The sequence below is a fragment of the Kocuria marina genome, from assembly GCF_000786655.1.
GTDB classification, from domain to species: domain Bacteria; phylum Actinomycetota; class Actinomycetes; order Actinomycetales; family Micrococcaceae; genus Kocuria; species Kocuria marina_A.
This window is the reverse complement of the sequence record NZ_JROM01000058.1, coordinates 91,415-108,486: the sequence shown is the minus strand read 5'-3', so window position 1 is coordinate 108,486 and position 17,072 is coordinate 91,415. Positions and strand designations below refer to the sequence as shown.

The window sequence follows — 17,072 nt, the reverse complement described above, 5'->3', positions numbered from 1 at the left end:
CCCCATGAAGATCGCAGTGCTGGGTGCCAGCGGGAATTTCGGGTCCGACGTCGCCGACCTCCTCGAGGCCGACGGCCACACCTTGGTGCGGGCGAGCCGCCGCACGGGGGTGGACGTCGTGGCCGGCCGGGGCCTGTCACAGGCTCTGGCCGGTGTGGACGTCGTCGTGGACGCGTTGCATATCAACACGTTCGGTGCCCGCAAGTCCGTCCCGTTCTTCACGCGGGCCGCGTCCCGGACCGTCGAGGCGGCGCGCGAGCAGGGCGTGGGCCGGATCGTATGCCTGTCCATCGCGGGTGCTACTGATCCCCGGGTCAACGGCGGTTTCGGCTACTACAAGGGCAAGGCCGCGCAGGAAAGCGTGTACCAGCAGGCGGGGATCCCCTCCACCACGGTGCGCTCGACCCAGTGGTTCGACTTCATCCCCGCGACCACCGGCCTGGTCGCGCGCGGCCCGGTGGCCCTGGTGCCCACCCTCCTCATGGCGCCCGCGCGGCGTGAGGAGGTCGCGCGGTTCGTCGCCGACGTCGCCACCACCCCTCGCGAGGCACGTCACGAGATCCTCGCGGTGCGCGGTCCGGAGGCGGACACCATGGCGAACTTCGCCCGCCGCATCCTCGCGGCCGGCGGTGACCTCGCGGGCCGTACGCCCAGCGTCCTGAAGGAAGCACCGCTGCTCGGCCGGGCGATCGCCCACGGCGGCCTGATCCCGCAGGACGCGTTCGTCACCTCGCAGCGCTTCGATGAGTGGCTGCGGACGGAGTACTGAGAGGCGGCACCGCAGCGGCCCGTCGTGTGACGGGTCGATGTCGCGAGGACTGCTACCTCGCCGTCGTCAGAGCATGGTGCGTGGGCCTTTAGCGGGCTGGAGGTCAGCCGCGTTCGATCCCGAAGAAGCCGCGCAGCGCCTGCTTGCCCTCGTGGGTCACCGGTTCCCCGGGCCGCACGTAGGTGTCGGGCGTGACGACGACGCGCTGCTCCTCCATCCCGACCGTCCCCTCCCGGGTGTGCTGCACCCCGCGGACCCGGCCGTTGTCCACGTAACCGGTCTTCCGGCTGACCGCCGCCGAGGCGTGATTGCTTACGACGTACGCGGACTCGCACGTGAGCGCGTCCAGCTCATCGAATGCGAAGCCGACTGCCATTTGGCGCATGAGCGTCCCGAGACCCCTGCCTTGGTGTGCTCGGCCGAGCCACGATCCCGTGGTGACCCAGCGGGTGAGGGGGAAGTCCTGGGCCATCACGTCCTGCACGCCGACGAGCTCGCCGTCACAGCGGACGGTCAGCGCCAGGTTCCAGCGATCCGGCGCGAACGTTGACCGTTGCGTCCACCACCAGGACAGTGACGTCGCCGGGAAACCGTCTGGTGTCCCGGGGGCGTACGGTTCCTCGTGCCACGCGCGCGGGAAAGGCATGGGGAGGCCGGAGACCGAGATGCCGTTCTGGACGAGTTCTACGAGCTCCGGGAAGTCCTCGTCCCGGAGCACACGCAGTTCCACGTTCCTGCAGGTGATGCGCAGCCCGTAGGGCGGGAAGATCTCCTCCAACGTGAGCATGTCAGGAAGCGTCCTCAGGGTAGCTGAGCAATGTGGGCTAAGGCCTCTCGGATTCGGAAAGCAAATCGGGGACACCCAGCTTTGAGGAGCGCCTGGTCCAACTGCAGGTGGTTGGACTTGCCACTCCAATACTTTATTTGATTGCGCGCAATGGGAACTACGCAGGCCGGATTCGAATCAGTAACCAGCAAAAAGAAATCGTCTGGATGGATGACCTCATACGGTTCTGTCTCGGGTGTTGTCGTGATGTCATTGGGATCGTTGCATGTGAGGATGATGTCTGCGCCTCCGAAAACGGCCCCCGCGTGGACGTGGTAATCGTGGCGATCCATACCGGTGAAATCGAGATCGGACGGGAAGCCCTGCAGGACCTCATCCATGTTCTTGCGTATCAGCTGCGCCCGCTGGGCGGTTCTATGTCCCGGAGCTGTAGGGCATTTCTTACGCATGTTCGCGATGACCTCCGCGAAGACGTCCTCCGTGCTGTGGACCTGGAACATCGCGGGGTTTTCAAGGCGCAACAAGAAGAGCCAATCCATCAGGGTCTTGCTGAAGAGGACGTTGGCATCGACGAAAACTCTTTGCGTCATGGTCCCAATCTAATGACATCACGGGGGGCACCCTGGTTGAAAACAGGGGTGCCCCCCGTGTCGCTCACGAACGCATGATCTCAGTCCTCGAAAAGCTCGAAATTGTCTGCCGCGTCGAGTGCCCGCAGTTTCTCGAAGGCGTCGCGACGTTCCGTTTCCCGCTGTTCCCGCAATCGGAGGACATCGGAACGACGGAAGCGCGTATGTGATCCGACCTTGAAGGATTCGATCAGCCCCTCGCGGGTCCAACGGAGAAGGGTGGGGCGAGAGACCCCCAGGATGTCCGCGGCCACCGTACTTGTCAGCTCGTCGGGCATTTGAGCAATGCTGACCGAACCGTGCTCGGCAATGGCCGTGAGTGCATGGAGGAGTGTCCTCTGGACCTCGTCCGGGAGTTCCACCTCCCCGCCGTTTGCATCGCGCAGAACCAAGGTTGAACCCTGACGCGCGGGGGCCTGCGCCGCGCGCACGGTCTGGGCCGAGATCGTGATCCGCTCAGTCATGGTGGTCATTGGCGTCTCCCTTCGCGCCGTGCTCGTAAGTATTTAGTTATACCGTAATACTCATTCACATATAAGTAAAATAACCTGCGGGTTCAGCGCTCCAGATCCAGCAGCTTGAGCGCCTCCTCACGCATCTCCACCTTGCGGACCTTGCCCGTGACGGTCATGGGCAACTCCTCCACCACGTGCACATAGCGCGGGATCTCGTGGTGGGAGATCTTCCCCTGCGAGAACTGCGCGATGGATTCCGTCGTGATGGGGGCCGCGCCCTGACGCGCCCGGATCCACACCATGAGCTCCTCCCCGTACTTCTTGCTCGGTACACCGATCACCTGGGCGTCCACGATGTCCGGGTGGGTGTAGAGGAACTCCTCGACCTCGCGCGGGTAGATGTTCTCCCCGCCCCGGATCACCATCTCCTTGATGCGGCCGGTGATCTGCGCGTACCCGTCCTGATCCATGACGGCGATGTCCCCGGTGTGCAACCAGCCGTCGGAGTCGACGGTCTCGCGGGTCTTCTCCTCCTGACCCCAGTAGCCCTTCACGACCGAGTAGCCGCGGGGGTGGAACTCCCCGGCCGTGCCGCGCGGCACGGTCTCACCTGTGGAGGGATCCACGGTCCTGACCTTCACGGGCGGGTGCACCCGGCCCACGGTCTCCACGCAGCGGTCCAACGAGTCGTCCGCGCGCGTTTGGAAGCTCACCGGCGAGGTCTCCGTCATGCCGTAGCAGATCGCGACCTCGCTCATGTGCATCTTGTCGATCACCTTGCGCATGACCTCCATGGGGCACGGGGAACCGGCCATCACGCCGCTGCACGGCGAGGACAGGTCGTAGTCCCCGAAGTCCGGCAGCTCGAGCTCGGCGATGAACATGGTGGGCACCCCGTACAGGCTTGTGGCCTTCTCCTGAGAGACGGCGCGAAGCGCGGCCCGCGGGTCGAGCCCCGGCCCCGACAGGATGATCGCGCTGCCGTGGGACGTGGCCGCGAGGTTACCGATCACCATCCCGAAGCAGTGATACAGCGGCGGCACCACCACGATGCGGTCCTTCTCCGTGCAGTGCCGCCGAGAGAACGTTCTCGGCGGCGCTGCGGTTTCGCGTCTCAGGCGAGCCGACGCGTGACGTCCGCCAGGTGGACGTGGTCGCGCTGGTTGTGCGGCAGGGCCGAGAGCAGCTGGCCCATGGCGCAGGTGTTGCTCACGGCGGCGAAGACCAGCCCCGCGCCGACGGCGCCGGAGAACCATGTGGCACGCGGCGCCACGGTGCTCGTCAGAAGCCCTGCGAGTACCAGGGACCCGGCGGTCAGTCGGACCTGGCGTTCCAGATCCCAGCACCGGTGCGCACCGTGCGTCCGGCGTCGCGCCATGCGTCGATCCCGCCGGTCAGGACGGTTGCGCTCGTCATACCCGCCGAGGCCAACAGCTCCGCGGCGCGCGTTGAGCGGGCTCCGGAGCGGCAGATCACCACGGTGTCGCGGGGTAGTAGCTGCCCGATCTGCCGGGTGTGCTTCTCGGTGAGAGCCAGGGGGGGCGTTGACGGAGCCCGGAATGTGACTGATGCCGAACTCCACGGGGGCCCTGACGTCCAGGAACAGCGGTGCACCCTCATGGGGGTCCTGGAGTTCGGAGGCGGAAACGGTGGCGGGTGAGGACATGGTGTTCTCCTTCTCGAGTGGTTCTCGGACGGGACGGTGCCCGGCTCGGGTGCGGGGTGTCACAGGGTCAGCCCAGGAGCCGGGGCACGCTTTGCAGGGCGGTGTAACACTCCGTGAGCACCAGCAGGCCGGCGAAGTCCAACGACAGCAGGCGCGTGTTGATCCGGTGGCCCACGCGGGCGCCGAGTGCTGGGCCCACCACGGCGGCGCCCGCGAACGGCCCCACGGCCTCCCACTCCAGGTGGGGTAGGACGCTCGTGTGCAGCGACAGGGTCACGAGACTGTTGACGAGGGCGGTGAGGATGAGCGGTAGCCATGAGCGCGGGTCGGATCATACGAGACGGTTCTCGGGGCCGTCGTGGTTCGAGGACGGGCGGGACGAGCGTCGCCGCGTGTTCTTCACGATCATGGCCGCGGCCACGACCACGAGCAGCGCGGAGAACAGCGTGAGCAGCACGGCGTCGTCCATCAGGCCGGACACGTTGGCAGCGAGCACCGCGCCCCCTGTGCCCAGGGCGCCGAAGACCACGCCGATCCCAGGGCGGACGTGGCGGCGCCGGAGATGCGAGACCAGGCCCGAAATCGCACCCGAGATCACGACCACTAGGGAACCCACCGTTGCGTGGGTCGGGGGGAGTCCCAGGGCGAAGGTGAGCAGCGGCACGGTCATGATGGCCCCGCCGCCGCCCAGCGCGCCCATGACGAGCCCCACCAGCAGCCCTGCGATGACGACGATGAGCGCGATCACTCCTGCGGGATGATGACGGTCCTGGGGTGCGCGCCGAAGCAAGCCGCACTCGCTGTAGCACATACTCCCGGGGGTAATTTTGGAGCGAGGGAGAACCGTGTGCGGATCACGCGGTGGGGTGCAGGGGAGGGGGATTCCGGGTGGCCCTCACCGGCCCGTCCCGCATGAAAAGTGAACGTCTAGATTGTGGACAATCTAAATACCGCGACCTACCATCGATTGCGGTCGTACCACCCGGCGTTCAGGGCCGGGGCTCACCGGCCACGGAAAGGACGAGGAATCATCATGAAGGCTATGTATACCGCGGAAGCGCTTGCCCAGGGCGCGGGCCGCAACGGCAGCGTCGCCACCAAGGACGGGTCGCTGCAGTTCGACCTGGCCGTGCCGAAGGAGATGGGGGGATCCGGGAACGGCGCCAATCCCGAGCAGCTTTTCGCCGCCGGGTACGCGGCCTGCTTCCACTCCGCCCTGCAGATGGTCGCCCGCCAGCAGAAGGTCTCGCTCGGTGATTCCGCCGTGGGTGCCCGCGTGCAGATCGGCGACAACGGCGCAGGCGGGTTCACCCTGGCCGTGCAGTTGGAAGTGATCATCCCCGAACTCGAGCACGACGCGGCCCAGGAACTCGCGGACGCCGCGCACCAGGTCTGTCCCTATTCCAACGCCACGCGCGGCAACATCGAGGTCACCGTGACCGTCGTGGAGGATTGACGAGCGCGTCGCACCGCGCCCGATGAGAGCGCACGGCACGTCCCCGGCGTTCTGCGGCCCACTGAGGCCCTGACGGGGCCGTGCCGTGACGCACGGGCGGGGGCCACGAGCCCCACGGCGCCGAGGGGGATGTCACGTCCCCTCGGCGCGACGTCGCCCTCAGACGCTCTCGGGGACGCGCACCTCGGTGCGCAGGGTCGCGGAGCGGCGGTCGGCGAGTTCGCGGCGCACGACCCAGACGACCGCGACGATCCACAGCAGGGCGAGCGCGCCGAGGATCGCGTAGTACGCGGCGTCGCCGGGGAGGCGCGCCTGCACGGCGTCCAGGCGCAACAGGGTACGCGTGTTCGTGAAGATGATGAGTCCGCCGGCGCCGACGGCGAGGATGCGCGGGGCGAGCCAACGCACGAGCCACGCGGCGATCGGCGCGGCCACCACACCGCCGATCAGTAGAGCCAGGACCATGCCGAAGTCGACGCCCTGGCTGCCGAGTGCCATCAGGAACCCGATGGAGGCACCCAGACTGACCACGAACTCGGACGTGTCGATGGATCCGATGACCTTGCGCGGGGCGATCTTGCCGGAGGCCAGCAGGGTGGGGGTGCCCACGGGGCCCCACCCACCGCCGCCGATCGCGTCCATGAAGCCCGCGACCGTGGCCAGGGGGATCAGGAAGAATCCGCGCACCTTGCCCGTGAAGTTCGGGCGCCGCCCGCCGAGCCGCAAGAACCGCCACACCACGTAGCAGCCCAGCAGCAACAGGATCACGGACATCACCGGTGCGGCGGCCTCCCCGGAGAGGGTCAGCAGATGGGCGCCCGCGAACGCGGCGATCCCGCCGGGAACCGCCATGAAGCCTACGACGCGCCAATCGATGTTGCCGAAGCGCCAGTGCGAGAGCCCGGAGGCCAGGGTGGTGCCCACCTCCGCGAGGTGCACTGTCGCGGACACCGAGGCGGGGGTCAGGCCCACGGCCAACAGCAGGGTGGATGAGGTCACGCCGTAGGCCATACCGAGCGAACCGTCCACGAGTTGCGCCCCGAAACCCACCAGGGCGAGCAAGATCAATGTACGCACGGTGCGACTCCTGTGCAGTGGAAGGGGTGAGGTCACTCAGCCTAGGAACCGGGCGGGCGCTCACCCAAGGAATGTTGCGCCGTGCGTCACAACGTGTAGTGCGATGACATCCGCTTGACATCGGCCGGGGGACGTCTTCCCTTGTCAATCGTCAGTACGCTGACGAGGATGGGAGGGTCAGCGATTCCGCCGACCGAGACGTCCAACGAAAGGACAGCACGTGGCAGAGAAAAATCCCGCCAACGCGGGCGAGGAATCCATCAAGATGAGCCCCCAGGAAGAGAGTGCGGCCCTAGGTCAGGAGACCCAGACGGACGCCGAACCCGCCGACGAGGGCGTGGGCGCCATGACGGACAACAAGGGCGACGAGCCCGCCACCGAGAACTGACCTGAACCACTACGCGATCGGCCCGTGGCACATGCCACGGGCCGATCGCGTATTCAGGTCTCCGATGTCCGGCTCAGTCCTCCTCGCCGGGATCCTCGCGGGGGTTGCCGATGTTGTACCGCGGCGGGCGGGTGCGGAAGTTCGCGAGCTTATGCGAACCGTCGCAGAACGGCGCGATCGACGACATGTTGCACCGGCACAGGGCGACGACGCGCCGCGGCGGCTTCTGCGGCTCGGCCCCCGGTTCCGGGGCGATCAGCACGTCACCGCGCACCAAGAGCGGCCCGTCCGGGCACGGGGTGATCACCACGGGATCCTCGGCGTCGTGCGCCACCGAGAGGACGGGGCTCCCGTCGTCCGTGGTGCGTGGATCCTGCTCGCTCACAGGGCCACCCGCTCGGCGACCGGGGCCTCGGAACCCACGGTCTGCAGTCCCGGCATGCTCCCGCGCAGGGAGGTCCGCCCGTCTGACCAGCACTCGAGCATGTGATCACCCATGAGCCCGTCCACGTAAAGGCACGCGGCCGCGCCGAACAGGACGTCCTCGAGCAGCTCGGGCTCGTCCTGGGCGAGCGCCCCGGCGAGGTCACGCGCGGCGATCTGTTCGTGAACGGCGTCGGCCTCCACGTGCTCGTCGTAGTACCAGGTGACGTCCGCGTCGTAACCGAGCTTGCGGAACGCTCGGCCGTAGTACTTGTTGGGGATCGAGGACGTCATCTCGAACGCCGCGAGGTGACCCGCGATGGCCCCGCGCAACCGGCGGTGCAGTCCGAACAGGCTCATGAGGTTCATGGACGCGAGCGTGGGGGCGGGCACGAGGTCCAGGTAGTGGTCCAGGGTGTCGTCCAGGCCGAAACCTCGCATGGTCTGCGCGAAGATCGTGGCGTGCACGCGCTCGGGACGGCCCCCGCCGTACTCGTCCGACTGGATCTCCACGAGCGCCGCCTTCGCGCGGCCCCGCAACCGGGCGATGCCCCACGAGTGGGGGTCCGCCTCGCGCAGCGTGTAGATGGAGCGGTGGACCAGGAACTCGCTCAGGATCTCCTCGCTCGGGTGCCGGGCGAGCCACGTGGCCAGGGTGGGCTTAGCGTCCCCGCCGGTCATCGCGAACATCGTGTCCACGAGCTGCGCGGAGTCGCCGGGCAGGGGATCGGGGAGGGGCACGCGACGGCGCAGCTCGGCCTCGAAACCGGCCTCGAGCACTGTGCGCACGCGCAGCAGCTCGGGATCCCACTCGCGGTCCGCGGTCACGAATTCCGCGGGCCCGTAGTGCAACAGGTAGAGCAGGAACAGGGACAGCTGCAGGTCCTCGTCCGCGAGGACGTCCTGCGACGCGTTAACCGCGGTGGCCGTTGCTTCGGACAGCGCCGCGTACCCGCTCGCCGGGGTCTCCTCCGGGTCGGTCAGGATCTCCAGGAGGGCCGTGCTCACGGGTCCGCGAGCGGTCGGGGTCACGGTTCGGGTGGGGACGGTCGTCATGATGGTGTTCTCCGCTCGGGAAGGTGGGTGCTCGGCGCGGGTAGGGTGTCTCTGAAGGCGGAGATTGCCCGCGGACCGCGGTGGAGCGGTCCGCGGGCAATCGGCGGAAATAGTACGACTACTTCCTATTCATTAGGCCAACATACCCGTGGTCGGGAAACGTTCCCAGACCCGGTGGCTGCCGAGCAGTTCCACCACGGTGCTCAGCACGTCCTTGGCGGAGTCCGCGCTCACGACGCCGGGCGTCTGGGCGATCTGCAGGGCGTCCAGCACGTCCGTGCCGGGGCCGAACGCGGCGATCGCCTTGGCGTGGCGCCACATCTCGTTGAGCAGCAGGCTCACGCGGGGGTCGATGTCACCCGGGCTGGGTGCACCGGCCTTCGCGTCCAGGCCACCGGCCACGGGGTTCACAGGAGCGCCGGCGGTGGCGACCACCACGGCGTCGAACTCGATGGACCGTGCCGTGAGCAGGGTGCGGTGCGCCACGATGCCCGGGGCCACCTCACCTCCCTGGGGTGCGATGACGAGCGGGACCATATCCGCGCCGTCGATCTCGGAGACGAGCGTGGCGAGCTGGTCGGCGTCCGTGTCCGGACCCACGAGAATGCCCACCTGGCGGCCTTCGACGGGCCACGTCTCGCCCACCTGGGTGAGGGCCGGGGAGGCCTGGACGTCCTGGGCAGGAGCCTCGGTGGGCTCCTGCTCGGGCAGCCCCAGCGCCTGGGCCACGGTCTTGCCCAGCGCGGGGTCGATCGCGAACAGGTGGCGCAGCTGGCGGGTGCGGATGTTCTCGTCCCAGCACTTGCCGAGCTCGAACGCGTAGGCCTGCGCGGTGTGCTCGCGCTCCACCTCGCTCAGCGAGAGCCAGAACAGGCGTGGCTGGCTGAAGTGGTCCTCGAAGGACTGGGGCCGCACGCGCTCCTTGACGGACGCGGGGACCGGGGCCGGGTAGTCGATGAACGCGTGCTCGTCCTCGGGAGTCTCCGCCGGGTTGCCGCCGTCCAGCGAGTTGGGCCGGTAGGGGGCCACACCCGAGTGCACCGCACTCTGGTGGAAACCGTCACGCAGCATGTCGTTGACCGCCGCGTGCGGGCGGTTGATGGGCAGCTGGTTCCAGTTGGGCCCGCCCAGGCGGGTGATCTGGGTGTCCAGGTAGGAGAACAGACGCCCCTGCAGCAAGGGATCGTTGGTCACGTCGATGCCCGGGACCAGGTTGTTCGGGTTGAACGCCACCTGCTCCGTCTCGGCGAAGTAGTTGGAGGGGTTGCGGTCCAGGGTCATCAGACCCACGGGCTCCACGGGGACGAGCTCCTCCGGGATGATCTTGGTGGGATCCAGCAGATCGATGCCCTGGAACATCTGGTCCTCGGTGTCCTCGAAGACCTGGACACCCAGTTCCCACTGCGGGTACGCGCCGGCCTCGATGGCGTCCGCGAGGTCACGACGGTGGAAGTCCGGATCCGCACCGTTGATCAGCTGAGCCTCTTCCCACGCCACGGAGTGCACGCCCAGGCGGGGCTTCCAGTGGAACTTGACCAGCACGGTGGAGCCGTCCTCGGCCACCAGGCGGAACGTGTGGACGCCGAAGCCCTCCATCATGCGGAACGAGCGCGGGATGCCGCGGTCGGACATGTTCCAGATGGTGTGGTGCTGGGCCTCGGTGTGCAGGGACACGAAGTCCCAGAACGTGTCGTGGGCGGACTGGGCCTGGGGGATCTCGCGATCCGGGTGGGGCTTACCGGCGTGGACGACGTCCGGGAACTTGATGGCGTCCTGGATGAAGAACACCGGCATGTTATTGCCCACGAGGTCCCATGTGCCCTCGTCCGTGTAGAACTTGACGGCGAAACCGCGGGTGTCACGGGCCAGATCGCCCGAACCGCGGGAGCCCAGCACGGTGGAGAACCGCACGAACACCGAGGTTTCCTTGTCCTTGGCGAACAGGCCCGCGCGGCTGAGCTTGGTGGCCGAACCGTAGCCGCGGAACGTGCCGTGGGCACCCGCGCCGCGGGCGTGCACCACGCGCTCCGGGATGCGCTCGTGGTCGAAGTGGGAGATCTTCTCGCGGAAGTGGTGGTCCTGCAGCAGCACGGGACCGCGGGCCCCGGCCTTGAGGGACTGGTCGGAGTTCGTCAGGCGCGCGCCGTGCGCGGTGGTGAGGTACTCACCCTGCTGGGCCATCGCGGACATCGGGGCATCGGTGGGCGCACCCGTGGGCGTGACCCGCTCGGGGGCACCCTGATCGGGCTTGGGCGGAAGCGGCTGACGGGGAGCCGTGGGCTCCTCGATGGTCGGCTCACCGGTCCCGGGAACTCCCGGGACCTGGGGGGCGTTGTTCTCGCGTGCGGACATGACGATCCTCCTACGAAGCTGACGCACGCCGCGGTCATGGAGTGCGACGTGGTCCTCCCATACTGTCAGCACCCTTGGGGGTGGGCATACACCTGTAGGGAGGCAGTCGCTGTCCTGCGGGGTTATGAACCCGTCAGGGGCTGCGCGCGCGGGCCGCGCGGCGTCGTCGTGAGACAGTGATTCCATGACGTGGACACCGGTGACACTGCGCGGGCGGCTGGTCCGCCTGGAACCCCTCATCCGCGAGCACCTGGACGGGCTGATCGAGGCCACCGAGGACGGGCGCATGTGGGAGCGCTGGTACACGAGCGTGGCGGACCCGGGCGGCATGGCCGCGGCCGTGGAAAAGTGGCTCACGTGGCAGGACGAGGGATTCATGCTGCCCTTCGTGACCGTGCGGCAGGCCGACGACGCCGTGCTCGGGATGACCACGTTCTACGACCCGCAGTGGGGTGTGCCGCGCGTGAGCGTGGGGCACACGTGGAACCGGGCGTCCACCCACGGGACGGGGACGAACGCGGAGTCCAAGCTGTTGCTCATGACCCACGCGTTCGAGGAGCTCGGGTGCCGGTGCGTGCGTTACGAGACGAGCTGGGCCAACCAGCAGTCCCGGACGGCGATCGAGCGCCTCGGTGCCCGGCTGGACGGTGTGCTGCGCGCGGACCGGTTGGAGCGCAACGGGGTGCTGCGGGACACCGTGGTGTACTCGGTGCTCGAGCACGAATGGCCCTCCGTGAAGGCGGGGCTCGAGGCGCGGGTCGCACGACGCTGAGGTAGAGGCTCACTAAAAACGTTTGTTTGCTATTGCGAATCACTGTGGGCGTTCCTACGCTGGGTCCATGGGACCCAAACTCTTTTCGGAGATCTCCCCACTGACCTACCGCATTGCGGTGGAGCGTCAGAGATGGCAGCGGCGCGCGAAGGACCTCGGCAGACGCGGGGCGTTCGCCGCCGAGCGTTCGACCGAGGACCTGCCCGTGAAGGTCTACCGTCACAACTCACTCATCCGGCGCACGCTCGGCAACACCGAGCTGGACCTGCAGGAGGGCAAGGCACGCTCGCTGGAACTGTCCGCGCCGCTCGTGGACGGGATCGTGATCCGCCCGGGGCGGACGTTCTCCTTCTGGCGGCTCGTGGGCAATCCCACGCGTTCCCGCGGCTACCTGCCGGGTGTGGTGATCAACGGTGACCACGCGGACGTCGGGATCGGCGGGGGCATGTGCCAGTTCACCAACCTGCTGCACTGGATGGCGCTGCACTCGCCACTGACCGTGGTGGAACACCACCACCACAGCGGATTGGACCTGTTCCCCGACTTCAAACGCCAGATCCCGTTCGGGACCGGGACGTCCATCATTTACAACTTCCTGGACTACCGGCTACGCAACGACACCGGGCAGAGCTACCAGTTCCGCGTGTACGTGGACGACGAGTACCTGCGCGGTCAGCTGCTCTCGGACGACACCTGGCCGGAGAAGTTCCACATCCGCGAGGACGAGGCGTACTTCTACCGCGTCACGGATCCCGCGACGGGTGAGGAGCAGGTGCGCCGGCACAACGTGGTGCTGCGGGAGACCCGGTCCAAGCGCACGGGCGGCACCTATCGGGACTCCCCGTCCAGCCTGCCCGCCCGCACGGTGATGGGCCAGACGACGTCGCGCGGCCGGGACGGTTCGCCCCACGCCTCGGTGAGGTCGGCGGCGTAATGGCGCAGAACGTCGTCGTGCCCGGACTCCGCGGCGTTGCGCACCGCGGACCACGTGCCCAGGTAGTCCAGGAAGGCATCGAGCGGCCAGGATCGCCGGATAAACAGCGCGGCCACCGGGACCTGCGGGAAGGGGAAGTCGATGTCCCGGTACCCGGTCTCCACGAGGCGGCGCTCGGGCGGCCAGAACGGGCCGATCTCGCGCCAGTAGAACCGCTCGAAACGTTCCCGCAGGCCCGGCTCCACCTCCACCACGCCGTAGCTGATGAGTGCGAGGACGGCGCCGGGGGCCGCGATGCGGCGTGCCTGCGTGTAGAAAGCCGGCAGGTCGAACCAGTGTGCGGCCTGGGCCGCGGTCACGAGATCGGCGCGGCCGTCGGCCACGGGCAGGTCCTCCGCCGTCCCGCGCGCGTAGTCGACGCCGCGTACGGGGGCGGCATGAGCGAGTTGATCCTCACCGGGGTCCACGCCGATCACGTGCGTGAAGTGTTCGGCCAGCAAGCCCGTGAGCTGGCCTGTCCCACAGCCCACATCCACCGCGGTGCCCCGTCGCGGGGCGATCCGTGCCAGTTCCGCGCCCAGCTCCGCGGGGTAATCGGGGCGGTGCGCGGCGTAGTTCCCTCCGCCCTGCTCGAACCAGTTCCGGGTCATGTGGCGGTCCTCTCATGGGATGGCGGGGTCGGGTGTACCGGTCGTTCCCACAAGGTCACACGGCTGCGTACCTCGTCGTTCTCGTACGGCGCTGTCTCGCCCGTGGGCTCGTACCCCAGAGCCTTCCAGAAGCCGACGGCGCTCGCCGCGTTGGTCTCCACGATCCCCAGGCGCAGGGTGGTCACCTCGGGCCAGCCGCTCACGAGGTTCGTGACGGCATCATGCATCGCCCGCCCCAGGCCCTCTCCCTGGTGGTCCTGCCGCACGAGAAGCAGACCGATGTGAGCGTGATGCTCCTCGGGGAAATTGCGGATGACGTCGGCCATGGCCGCCAGAGTAGGCCCGCGGAACAGCCCGACGTCGTACTTCTGTTCGCGTGCGAGGCCGGGCGGGAGCGCGGAAAGGATCTCGGCGGCGTCGCCGGGGAGGGGCGCGTGTCCACTGATCCGGCGGGTGTAATCGGGGGTCGCCTCGAGCAGCGCTTGTAGCGCCGGCGCGTCCTCCGGTCTCAGTCGACGCAGTTCTGCCGGTTCGGCGACGGCGCTCACCCGAGTTCCGGGGTCCGCGCAGGGGAGGTGACCGCAACGGCGTCGGGCACCCGGACGGTGCTGGTCAGGGCGGTGAGGCTGGGCCGGCGCGGGGTGGAACTGAAACCGAAGTCCGGGGCCGGGGTCATGTCCGTGAGGCGGCCCAGGTCCTGGTCGTCCCAGGTGGCGCGGGAGTGGGTGATGGTGTGGAGGTCGTAGGCGGCGTACCACTCGGTGCGGTCGTTGCCGGCCGTACCCAGGGTGCGCACGCCGGGCATCACGCGGTGGGCCACCTGATCGGTGAGCCGGGCGAAGGTCAGCGAGGTGCTGATCGGTCGGGGGACCGTCTGCAGCAGGTACCCCAGGGACGCTCGCGGCCCCACGCTGAAGTGCCATGTAAGCGGCCCCGCGGTGACCGTCCACCGGGAGGCGCGGGAGAAGCCCGTGCGCTGCACGTTCACGGGGACGCGGGTGACGGTGTCGAAGGTGTAGGTGTCGGACACGAAATGCGCGACCCAGTCGTTGGGCGCCAGCAGTTCACGGCGTCCGTCCGGGTGGGCGACCATGACGTCCGCGAACGGGCCCTGCGGCGTGTGGGACCAGCACCCCAGCACCAGACGCGTGCCGGAGGACGTGCCGACCCCGGCGATGTGGCCGGTGAAGCGGTGACGGATGGAGGAGGTCATGGGGCCAGGGTAGGGGAGGGAGAGGTGGTGGGGGAGAAGTTGGCATACGGACCGGGTACGTCACTGCTGCGTGGCAAACCCGGGGGCGACGTCGCACCCAGCCCGAGCGCCGAGGCCACCGTGGGTCCCGGGGTGTCGACGTCGCACGAACCCCGGCGGCGACGGCGTACCGGGCCCCACGTGGACACCCCACCGACCCGCCATTTCCCGCGGCTCACCCCACCGCCCCCGGCTCGTCCCGCGGGATGGCCAGCGTGGCGGCGGCCATGAGTACGGCGGTGACCGCCGCCGCCACGAAGACCCATCCGGAGGCATGGATCACGGTGGCGGGATCGCCCTCACCGCCGCCGGCGCGGATGAGGTTGGTGGCGATGGCGCCGTAGATCGCCACACCCACGGCTGACCCGGCGGAGCGGGCGAACATGTTGAGACCCGTCACCGACCCGCGCTGGTTCCACTCCACCGAGGACTGGGCCATGATCAGTGACGGCGCCGCGGTGTAACCGAGTCCCAGTCCGATGATGAACGCGCACACGGCCATACCGATCACGCTCGGCCACGGCGACAGAGCGGCGGTCAGGGCCGCTCCCACGATCGCGATCGCACCGCCCAGGAGCACGGTGCGCCGGAAGCCCCACCGCATGTAGATCCGCCCCGCCGTGGACGCAGCCACGGGCCAGCCGATGCTCACCGCGGCTACGGCCGCCCCCGCCGCGATCGGTGTGGCCCCGGCCGTGCGCTCCAGATAGGTGGGGACGTAGCTCGTCATCCCCACCAGCAGCGCGCCGATGCCCAGGGAGACCAGGGTGGTGCTCGCGACCACGCGGCGTCGTAACAGCGCGAGGTCGATGATCGGTTCGCTCGCGCGACGTTCGACGGCCACGAAGATCGCCAGCCCCACGACGCCGACGACGCCGCACACCAGGGTGGGCACCGAAAGCCACTCCCACGCGTTGCCGCCCTCCAGCGCACCGAGGATGAGGGCGGACAGGGCGATCGCGAGCACGGCGGCGCCGGTGAAGTCCACCCGGTGCTCCTCGCGCTCGATCTTCTCGTGATAGCTGCGTAGCAACAGCCACCCCGCCACGAGGGCCACCGGGATGTTGACAAAGAAGACCCATCGCCAGCTCAAGAACTGGGACAGCAGCCCACCCAATGTGGGCCCCACGACCGAGGAGACCGCCCACACCCCGGCCACATAGCCCTGCACGGCGGCGCGCTCGGCCACGGTGTAGATGTCACCCACGATCGTCATGCCCATGGGCGCCACGGCTCCCGCACCCAATCCCTGGATCACCCGGAAGACGATGAGCGACGTCATGCTCCACGCGCATCCCGCCAGCACGGAGGAGACCAGGAACAGCCCCACGCCGGTGAGGATCACGGGTTTGCGCCCGTACATGTCCGAGAGCTTGGAGAAGATCGGCACACTTACCGCCTGCGCCAACATGTAGCTCGAGAACAGCCACGGGAACTGGGCGAAGTTGCCCAGGGAACCCACGATGCTCGGTACGGCGGTCGCCAGGATCGTGGCGTCCAGAGCCACCAGGGCCGTGGAGAGCATCACGGCCAGCAGGACGGGACCGCGCTGCGAGCGCAGCCCCACCGAGGCACGATCCACGCCGGAGGTGTTCACGCGCCCCGCCGCGCCACGACCACCCGGTCCCGCGAGTGGCCGGACCCGGCACCGCGTTCCAGGTGGCGCTCGCGGATCTCGTCGGTCTCGATCTGCCACCCCTGCCCGGTCAGATACGCCACGATGTCCTCCGGCATCACGTAATCGGCGGGGTCGAAACCGTGAGGTGTCTCATCCAGTTCGTGATGCACGAACACCAGCCGCCCGCCCGGTGCCACGGCGTCGGCGAACGCGCGCTCCGCCGCGTCGTCGCCCCGCTTGGGCACCGCCGGGTACTGCGCGGACACCAGGTCGAACGGGCCGAGGGGGCGCTCGCCGAACCCTTCCATGAGCCACGTGATCTCGACGCCCGCGGCTTCGGCCGCCGCCTGGGCGCGGTCGACGGCGACGCGCGAGACGTCCAGGCCCGTCACCGTCCAGCCGCGCCGGGCCAGCCACACGGCGTCGGCACCCTCACCGCAGCCCACGTCCAGCGCCGTGCCGGGAGCCAGGTCCGACGTGAGCGCCATCAGGGCGCCATTGGGCTCGCCGCTCCAGATGTGAGCGGCGCCGTAGCGTTCGTCCCAGTCGGCGGCGGTCTCGGGCGTGCGGTGGGGAGCGTGTTCGTGGGTCATGCGTCCCAGAATTGCACCGCGGGCCGATGCGCGCCACGTCGTCCGCGCTGGGCGTGACCAGCCCGGAACGACGCCGTGACAGCCAGGGACAACTGGCGTCTCTATCTAATTGTGGACAACCCAAATGTGAACAACTATGATTAAGCCCGGTCGCCCGAGCACTGCACCCCGGCCCCCGCCTCGGTCCAGCACACG

General features: G+C 68.5%; 21 protein-coding genes and 2 pseudogenes. 5 read left to right on the top strand and 18 right to left on the bottom strand.

The window, feature by feature from the left end; genetic code table 11:
• Positions 1 to 4: 4 nt before the first annotated feature.
• Positions 5 to 769 (top strand): SDR family oxidoreductase, encoded by a 765-nt coding sequence (locus AS25_RS13060; RefSeq protein ID WP_035965683.1) that lies wholly within the window; start codon positions 5 to 7, stop codon positions 767 to 769.
• A gap of 103 nt (positions 770 to 872) precedes the next feature.
• On the opposite strand, the gene AS25_RS13055 is transcribed toward AS25_RS13060, so the two are convergent.
• The 9 genes and pseudogenes from AS25_RS13055 to AS25_RS13025 all read right to left on the bottom strand — a co-directional run bounded on the left by AS25_RS13055 (position 873) and on the right by AS25_RS13025 (position 5,054).
• Entirely contained in the window at positions 873 to 1,556 is a 684-nt protein-coding gene (locus AS25_RS13055) for a GNAT family N-acetyltransferase (RefSeq protein WP_035965681.1), read from the bottom strand.
• Positions 1,557 to 1,570: 14 nt separating this feature from the next.
• The gene (locus tag AS25_RS13050) at positions 1,571 to 2,146 is read right to left on the bottom strand and encodes a hypothetical protein (protein ID WP_035965679.1); all 576 of its coding nucleotides are present in this window, start codon (positions 2,144 to 2,146) and stop codon (positions 1,571 to 1,573) included.
• Positions 2,147 to 2,226: 80 nt separating this feature from the next.
• Positions 2,227 to 2,658, bottom strand: coding sequence for a helix-turn-helix domain-containing protein (locus tag AS25_RS13045; protein ID WP_035965677.1), 432 nt, complete (start codon positions 2,656 to 2,658; stop codon positions 2,227 to 2,229).
• 83 nt (positions 2,659 to 2,741) lie between these two features.
• Positions 2,742 to 3,707: pseudogene (locus AS25_RS13040) on the bottom strand (AMP-binding protein); the annotation flags it as partial.
• Positions 3,708 to 3,754: 47 nt separating this feature from the next.
• Entirely contained in the window at positions 3,755 to 4,018 is a 264-nt protein-coding gene (locus AS25_RS15390) for a YgaP family membrane protein (RefSeq protein ID WP_239321949.1), read from the bottom strand.
• Positions 3,955 to 4,260: a rhodanese-like domain-containing protein gene (locus AS25_RS15385; RefSeq protein WP_367379162.1), complete on the bottom strand. Its 306-nt coding sequence runs from the start codon at positions 4,258 to 4,260 to the stop codon at positions 3,955 to 3,957. Before AS25_RS15385 ends, AS25_RS15390 begins: the two co-directional genes overlap by 64 nt.
• Positions 4,237 to 4,306, bottom strand: a pseudogene (locus AS25_RS15590) (rhodanese-like domain-containing protein); the annotation flags it as partial. The pseudogene AS25_RS15590 and the gene AS25_RS15385, both read right to left, overlap by 24 nt.
• 67 nt (positions 4,307 to 4,373) lie before the next feature.
• A complete protein-coding gene (locus tag AS25_RS13030) occupies positions 4,374 to 4,583 on the bottom strand; it encodes a hypothetical protein (protein WP_035965675.1) in 210 nt (69 codons plus the stop codon).
• Between the two features lie 54 nt (positions 4,584 to 4,637).
• A complete protein-coding gene (locus tag AS25_RS13025) occupies positions 4,638 to 5,054 on the bottom strand; it encodes a sulfite exporter TauE/SafE family protein (RefSeq protein WP_052161002.1) in 417 nt (138 codons plus the stop codon).
• A 285-nt stretch (positions 5,055 to 5,339) separates the two neighbouring features.
• Here AS25_RS13025 and AS25_RS13020 point away from each other — a divergent pair, with 285 nt between their 5' ends.
• Positions 5,340 to 5,762 (top strand): organic hydroperoxide resistance protein, encoded by a 423-nt coding sequence (locus AS25_RS13020; protein WP_035965673.1) that lies wholly within the window; start codon positions 5,340 to 5,342, stop codon positions 5,760 to 5,762.
• Between the two features lie 159 nt (positions 5,763 to 5,921).
• Here AS25_RS13020 and AS25_RS13015 read toward each other — a convergent pair whose 3' ends face one another.
• Positions 5,922 to 6,839, bottom strand: a complete 918-nt coding sequence (locus AS25_RS13015; RefSeq protein ID WP_035965671.1) for a sulfite exporter TauE/SafE family protein — start codon at positions 6,837 to 6,839, stop codon at positions 5,922 to 5,924.
• 220 nt (positions 6,840 to 7,059) lie between these two features.
• Between AS25_RS13015 and AS25_RS14955 the strand changes: the two genes are divergently transcribed.
• Entirely contained in the window at positions 7,060 to 7,227 is a 168-nt protein-coding gene (locus AS25_RS14955; RefSeq protein ID WP_167319024.1) for a hypothetical protein, read from the top strand.
• Positions 7,228 to 7,300: 73 nt separating this feature from the next.
• Here AS25_RS14955 and AS25_RS13010 read toward each other — a convergent pair whose 3' ends face one another.
• The 3 genes from AS25_RS13010 to AS25_RS13000 all read right to left on the bottom strand — a co-directional run bounded on the left by AS25_RS13010 (position 7,301) and on the right by AS25_RS13000 (position 11,058).
• Complete coding sequence (locus AS25_RS13010; RefSeq protein ID WP_307723023.1) at positions 7,301 to 7,612, bottom strand: CDGSH iron-sulfur domain-containing protein; 312 nt, start codon at positions 7,610 to 7,612, stop codon at positions 7,301 to 7,303.
• Positions 7,609 to 8,706 (bottom strand): iron-containing redox enzyme family protein, encoded by a 1,098-nt coding sequence (locus tag AS25_RS13005; protein ID WP_052161001.1) that lies wholly within the window; start codon positions 8,704 to 8,706, stop codon positions 7,609 to 7,611. The genes AS25_RS13010 and AS25_RS13005 overlap by 4 nt, the downstream gene beginning before the upstream one ends.
• Positions 8,707 to 8,838: 132 nt before the next feature.
• Complete coding sequence (locus AS25_RS13000) at positions 8,839 to 11,058, bottom strand: catalase (RefSeq protein ID WP_035965669.1); 2,220 nt, start codon at positions 11,056 to 11,058, stop codon at positions 8,839 to 8,841.
• Between the two features lie 184 nt (positions 11,059 to 11,242).
• On the opposite strand from AS25_RS13000, the gene AS25_RS12995 reads away from it, so the two are divergent.
• Positions 11,243 to 11,830 (top strand): GNAT family N-acetyltransferase, encoded by a 588-nt coding sequence (locus tag AS25_RS12995; RefSeq protein ID WP_035965666.1) that lies wholly within the window; start codon positions 11,243 to 11,245, stop codon positions 11,828 to 11,830.
• Positions 11,831 to 11,897: 67 nt separating this feature from the next.
• The gene (locus AS25_RS12990; RefSeq protein WP_253270593.1) at positions 11,898 to 12,764 is read left to right on the top strand and encodes a VanW family protein; all 867 of its coding nucleotides are present in this window, start codon (positions 11,898 to 11,900) and stop codon (positions 12,762 to 12,764) included.
• On the opposite strand, the gene AS25_RS12985 is transcribed toward AS25_RS12990, so the two are convergent.
• The 5 genes from AS25_RS12985 to AS25_RS12965 all read right to left on the bottom strand — a co-directional run bounded on the left by AS25_RS12985 (position 12,659) and on the right by AS25_RS12965 (position 16,877).
• Positions 12,659 to 13,414: a class I SAM-dependent methyltransferase gene (locus AS25_RS12985; protein ID WP_035965665.1), complete on the bottom strand. Its 756-nt coding sequence runs from the start codon at positions 13,412 to 13,414 to the stop codon at positions 12,659 to 12,661. The two genes, AS25_RS12990 and AS25_RS12985, sit on opposite strands and share 106 nt — an antisense overlap.
• Entirely contained in the window at positions 13,411 to 13,962 is a 552-nt protein-coding gene (locus AS25_RS12980) for a GNAT family N-acetyltransferase (RefSeq protein ID WP_052161000.1), read from the bottom strand. Before AS25_RS12980 ends, AS25_RS12985 begins: the two co-directional genes overlap by 4 nt.
• Positions 13,959 to 14,627 carry a hypothetical protein gene (locus tag AS25_RS12975; RefSeq protein WP_035965663.1) on the bottom strand — a complete coding sequence of 223 codons (669 nt, stop codon included), beginning with the start codon at positions 14,625 to 14,627 and terminating at the stop codon, positions 13,959 to 13,961. The genes AS25_RS12980 and AS25_RS12975 overlap by 4 nt, the downstream gene beginning before the upstream one ends.
• Before the next feature lie 214 nt (positions 14,628 to 14,841).
• A complete protein-coding gene (locus tag AS25_RS12970; RefSeq protein WP_253270592.1) occupies positions 14,842 to 16,263 on the bottom strand; it encodes an MFS transporter in 1,422 nt (473 codons plus the stop codon).
• Complete coding sequence (locus AS25_RS12965) at positions 16,260 to 16,877, bottom strand: class I SAM-dependent methyltransferase (protein ID WP_084118227.1); 618 nt, start codon at positions 16,875 to 16,877, stop codon at positions 16,260 to 16,262. Before AS25_RS12965 ends, AS25_RS12970 begins: the two co-directional genes overlap by 4 nt.
• Positions 16,878 to 17,072: the final 195 nt, after the last annotated feature.

Bases quoted from the DNA above. Each gene is read 5' to 3' on its own strand.
- AS25_RS15385 (WP_367379162.1), bottom strand. From the start codon at position 4,260: ATGAGGGTGCACCGCTGTTCCTGGACGTCAGGGCCCCCGTGGAGTTCG.
- AS25_RS13005 (WP_052161001.1), bottom strand. From the start codon at position 8,706: ATGACGACCGTCCCCACCCGAACCGTGACCCCGACCGCTCGCGGACCC.
- AS25_RS12985 (WP_035965665.1), bottom strand. From the start codon at position 13,414: ATGACCCGGAACTGGTTCGAGCAGGGCGGAGGGAACTACGCCGCGCAC.
- AS25_RS12975 (WP_035965663.1), bottom strand. From the start codon at position 14,627: ATGACCTCCTCCATCCGTCACCGCTTCACCGGCCACATCGCCGGGGTC.
- AS25_RS12990 (WP_253270593.1), top strand. From the start codon at position 11,898: ATGGGACCCAAACTCTTTTCGGAGATCTCCCCACTGACCTACCGCATT.
- AS25_RS13055 (WP_035965681.1), bottom strand. From the start codon at position 1,556: ATGCTCACGTTGGAGGAGATCTTCCCGCCCTACGGGCTGCGCATCACC.
- AS25_RS13020 (WP_035965673.1), top strand. From the start codon at position 5,340: ATGAAGGCTATGTATACCGCGGAAGCGCTTGCCCAGGGCGCGGGCCGC.
- AS25_RS12995 (WP_035965666.1), top strand. From the start codon at position 11,243: ATGACGTGGACACCGGTGACACTGCGCGGGCGGCTGGTCCGCCTGGAA.
- AS25_RS13000 (WP_035965669.1), bottom strand. From the start codon at position 11,058: ATGTCCGCACGCGAGAACAACGCCCCCCAGGTCCCGGGAGTTCCCGGG.
- AS25_RS12965 (WP_084118227.1), bottom strand. From the start codon at position 16,877: ATGACCCACGAACACGCTCCCCACCGCACGCCCGAGACCGCCGCCGAC.
- AS25_RS13060 (WP_035965683.1), top strand. From the start codon at position 5: ATGAAGATCGCAGTGCTGGGTGCCAGCGGGAATTTCGGGTCCGACGTC.
- AS25_RS13045 (WP_035965677.1), bottom strand. From the start codon at position 2,658: ATGACCACCATGACTGAGCGGATCACGATCTCGGCCCAGACCGTGCGC.
- AS25_RS13050 (WP_035965679.1), bottom strand. From the start codon at position 2,146: ATGACGCAAAGAGTTTTCGTCGATGCCAACGTCCTCTTCAGCAAGACC.
- AS25_RS15390 (WP_239321949.1), bottom strand. From the start codon at position 4,018: ATGGCGCGACGCCGGACGCACGGTGCGCACCGGTGCTGGGATCTGGAA.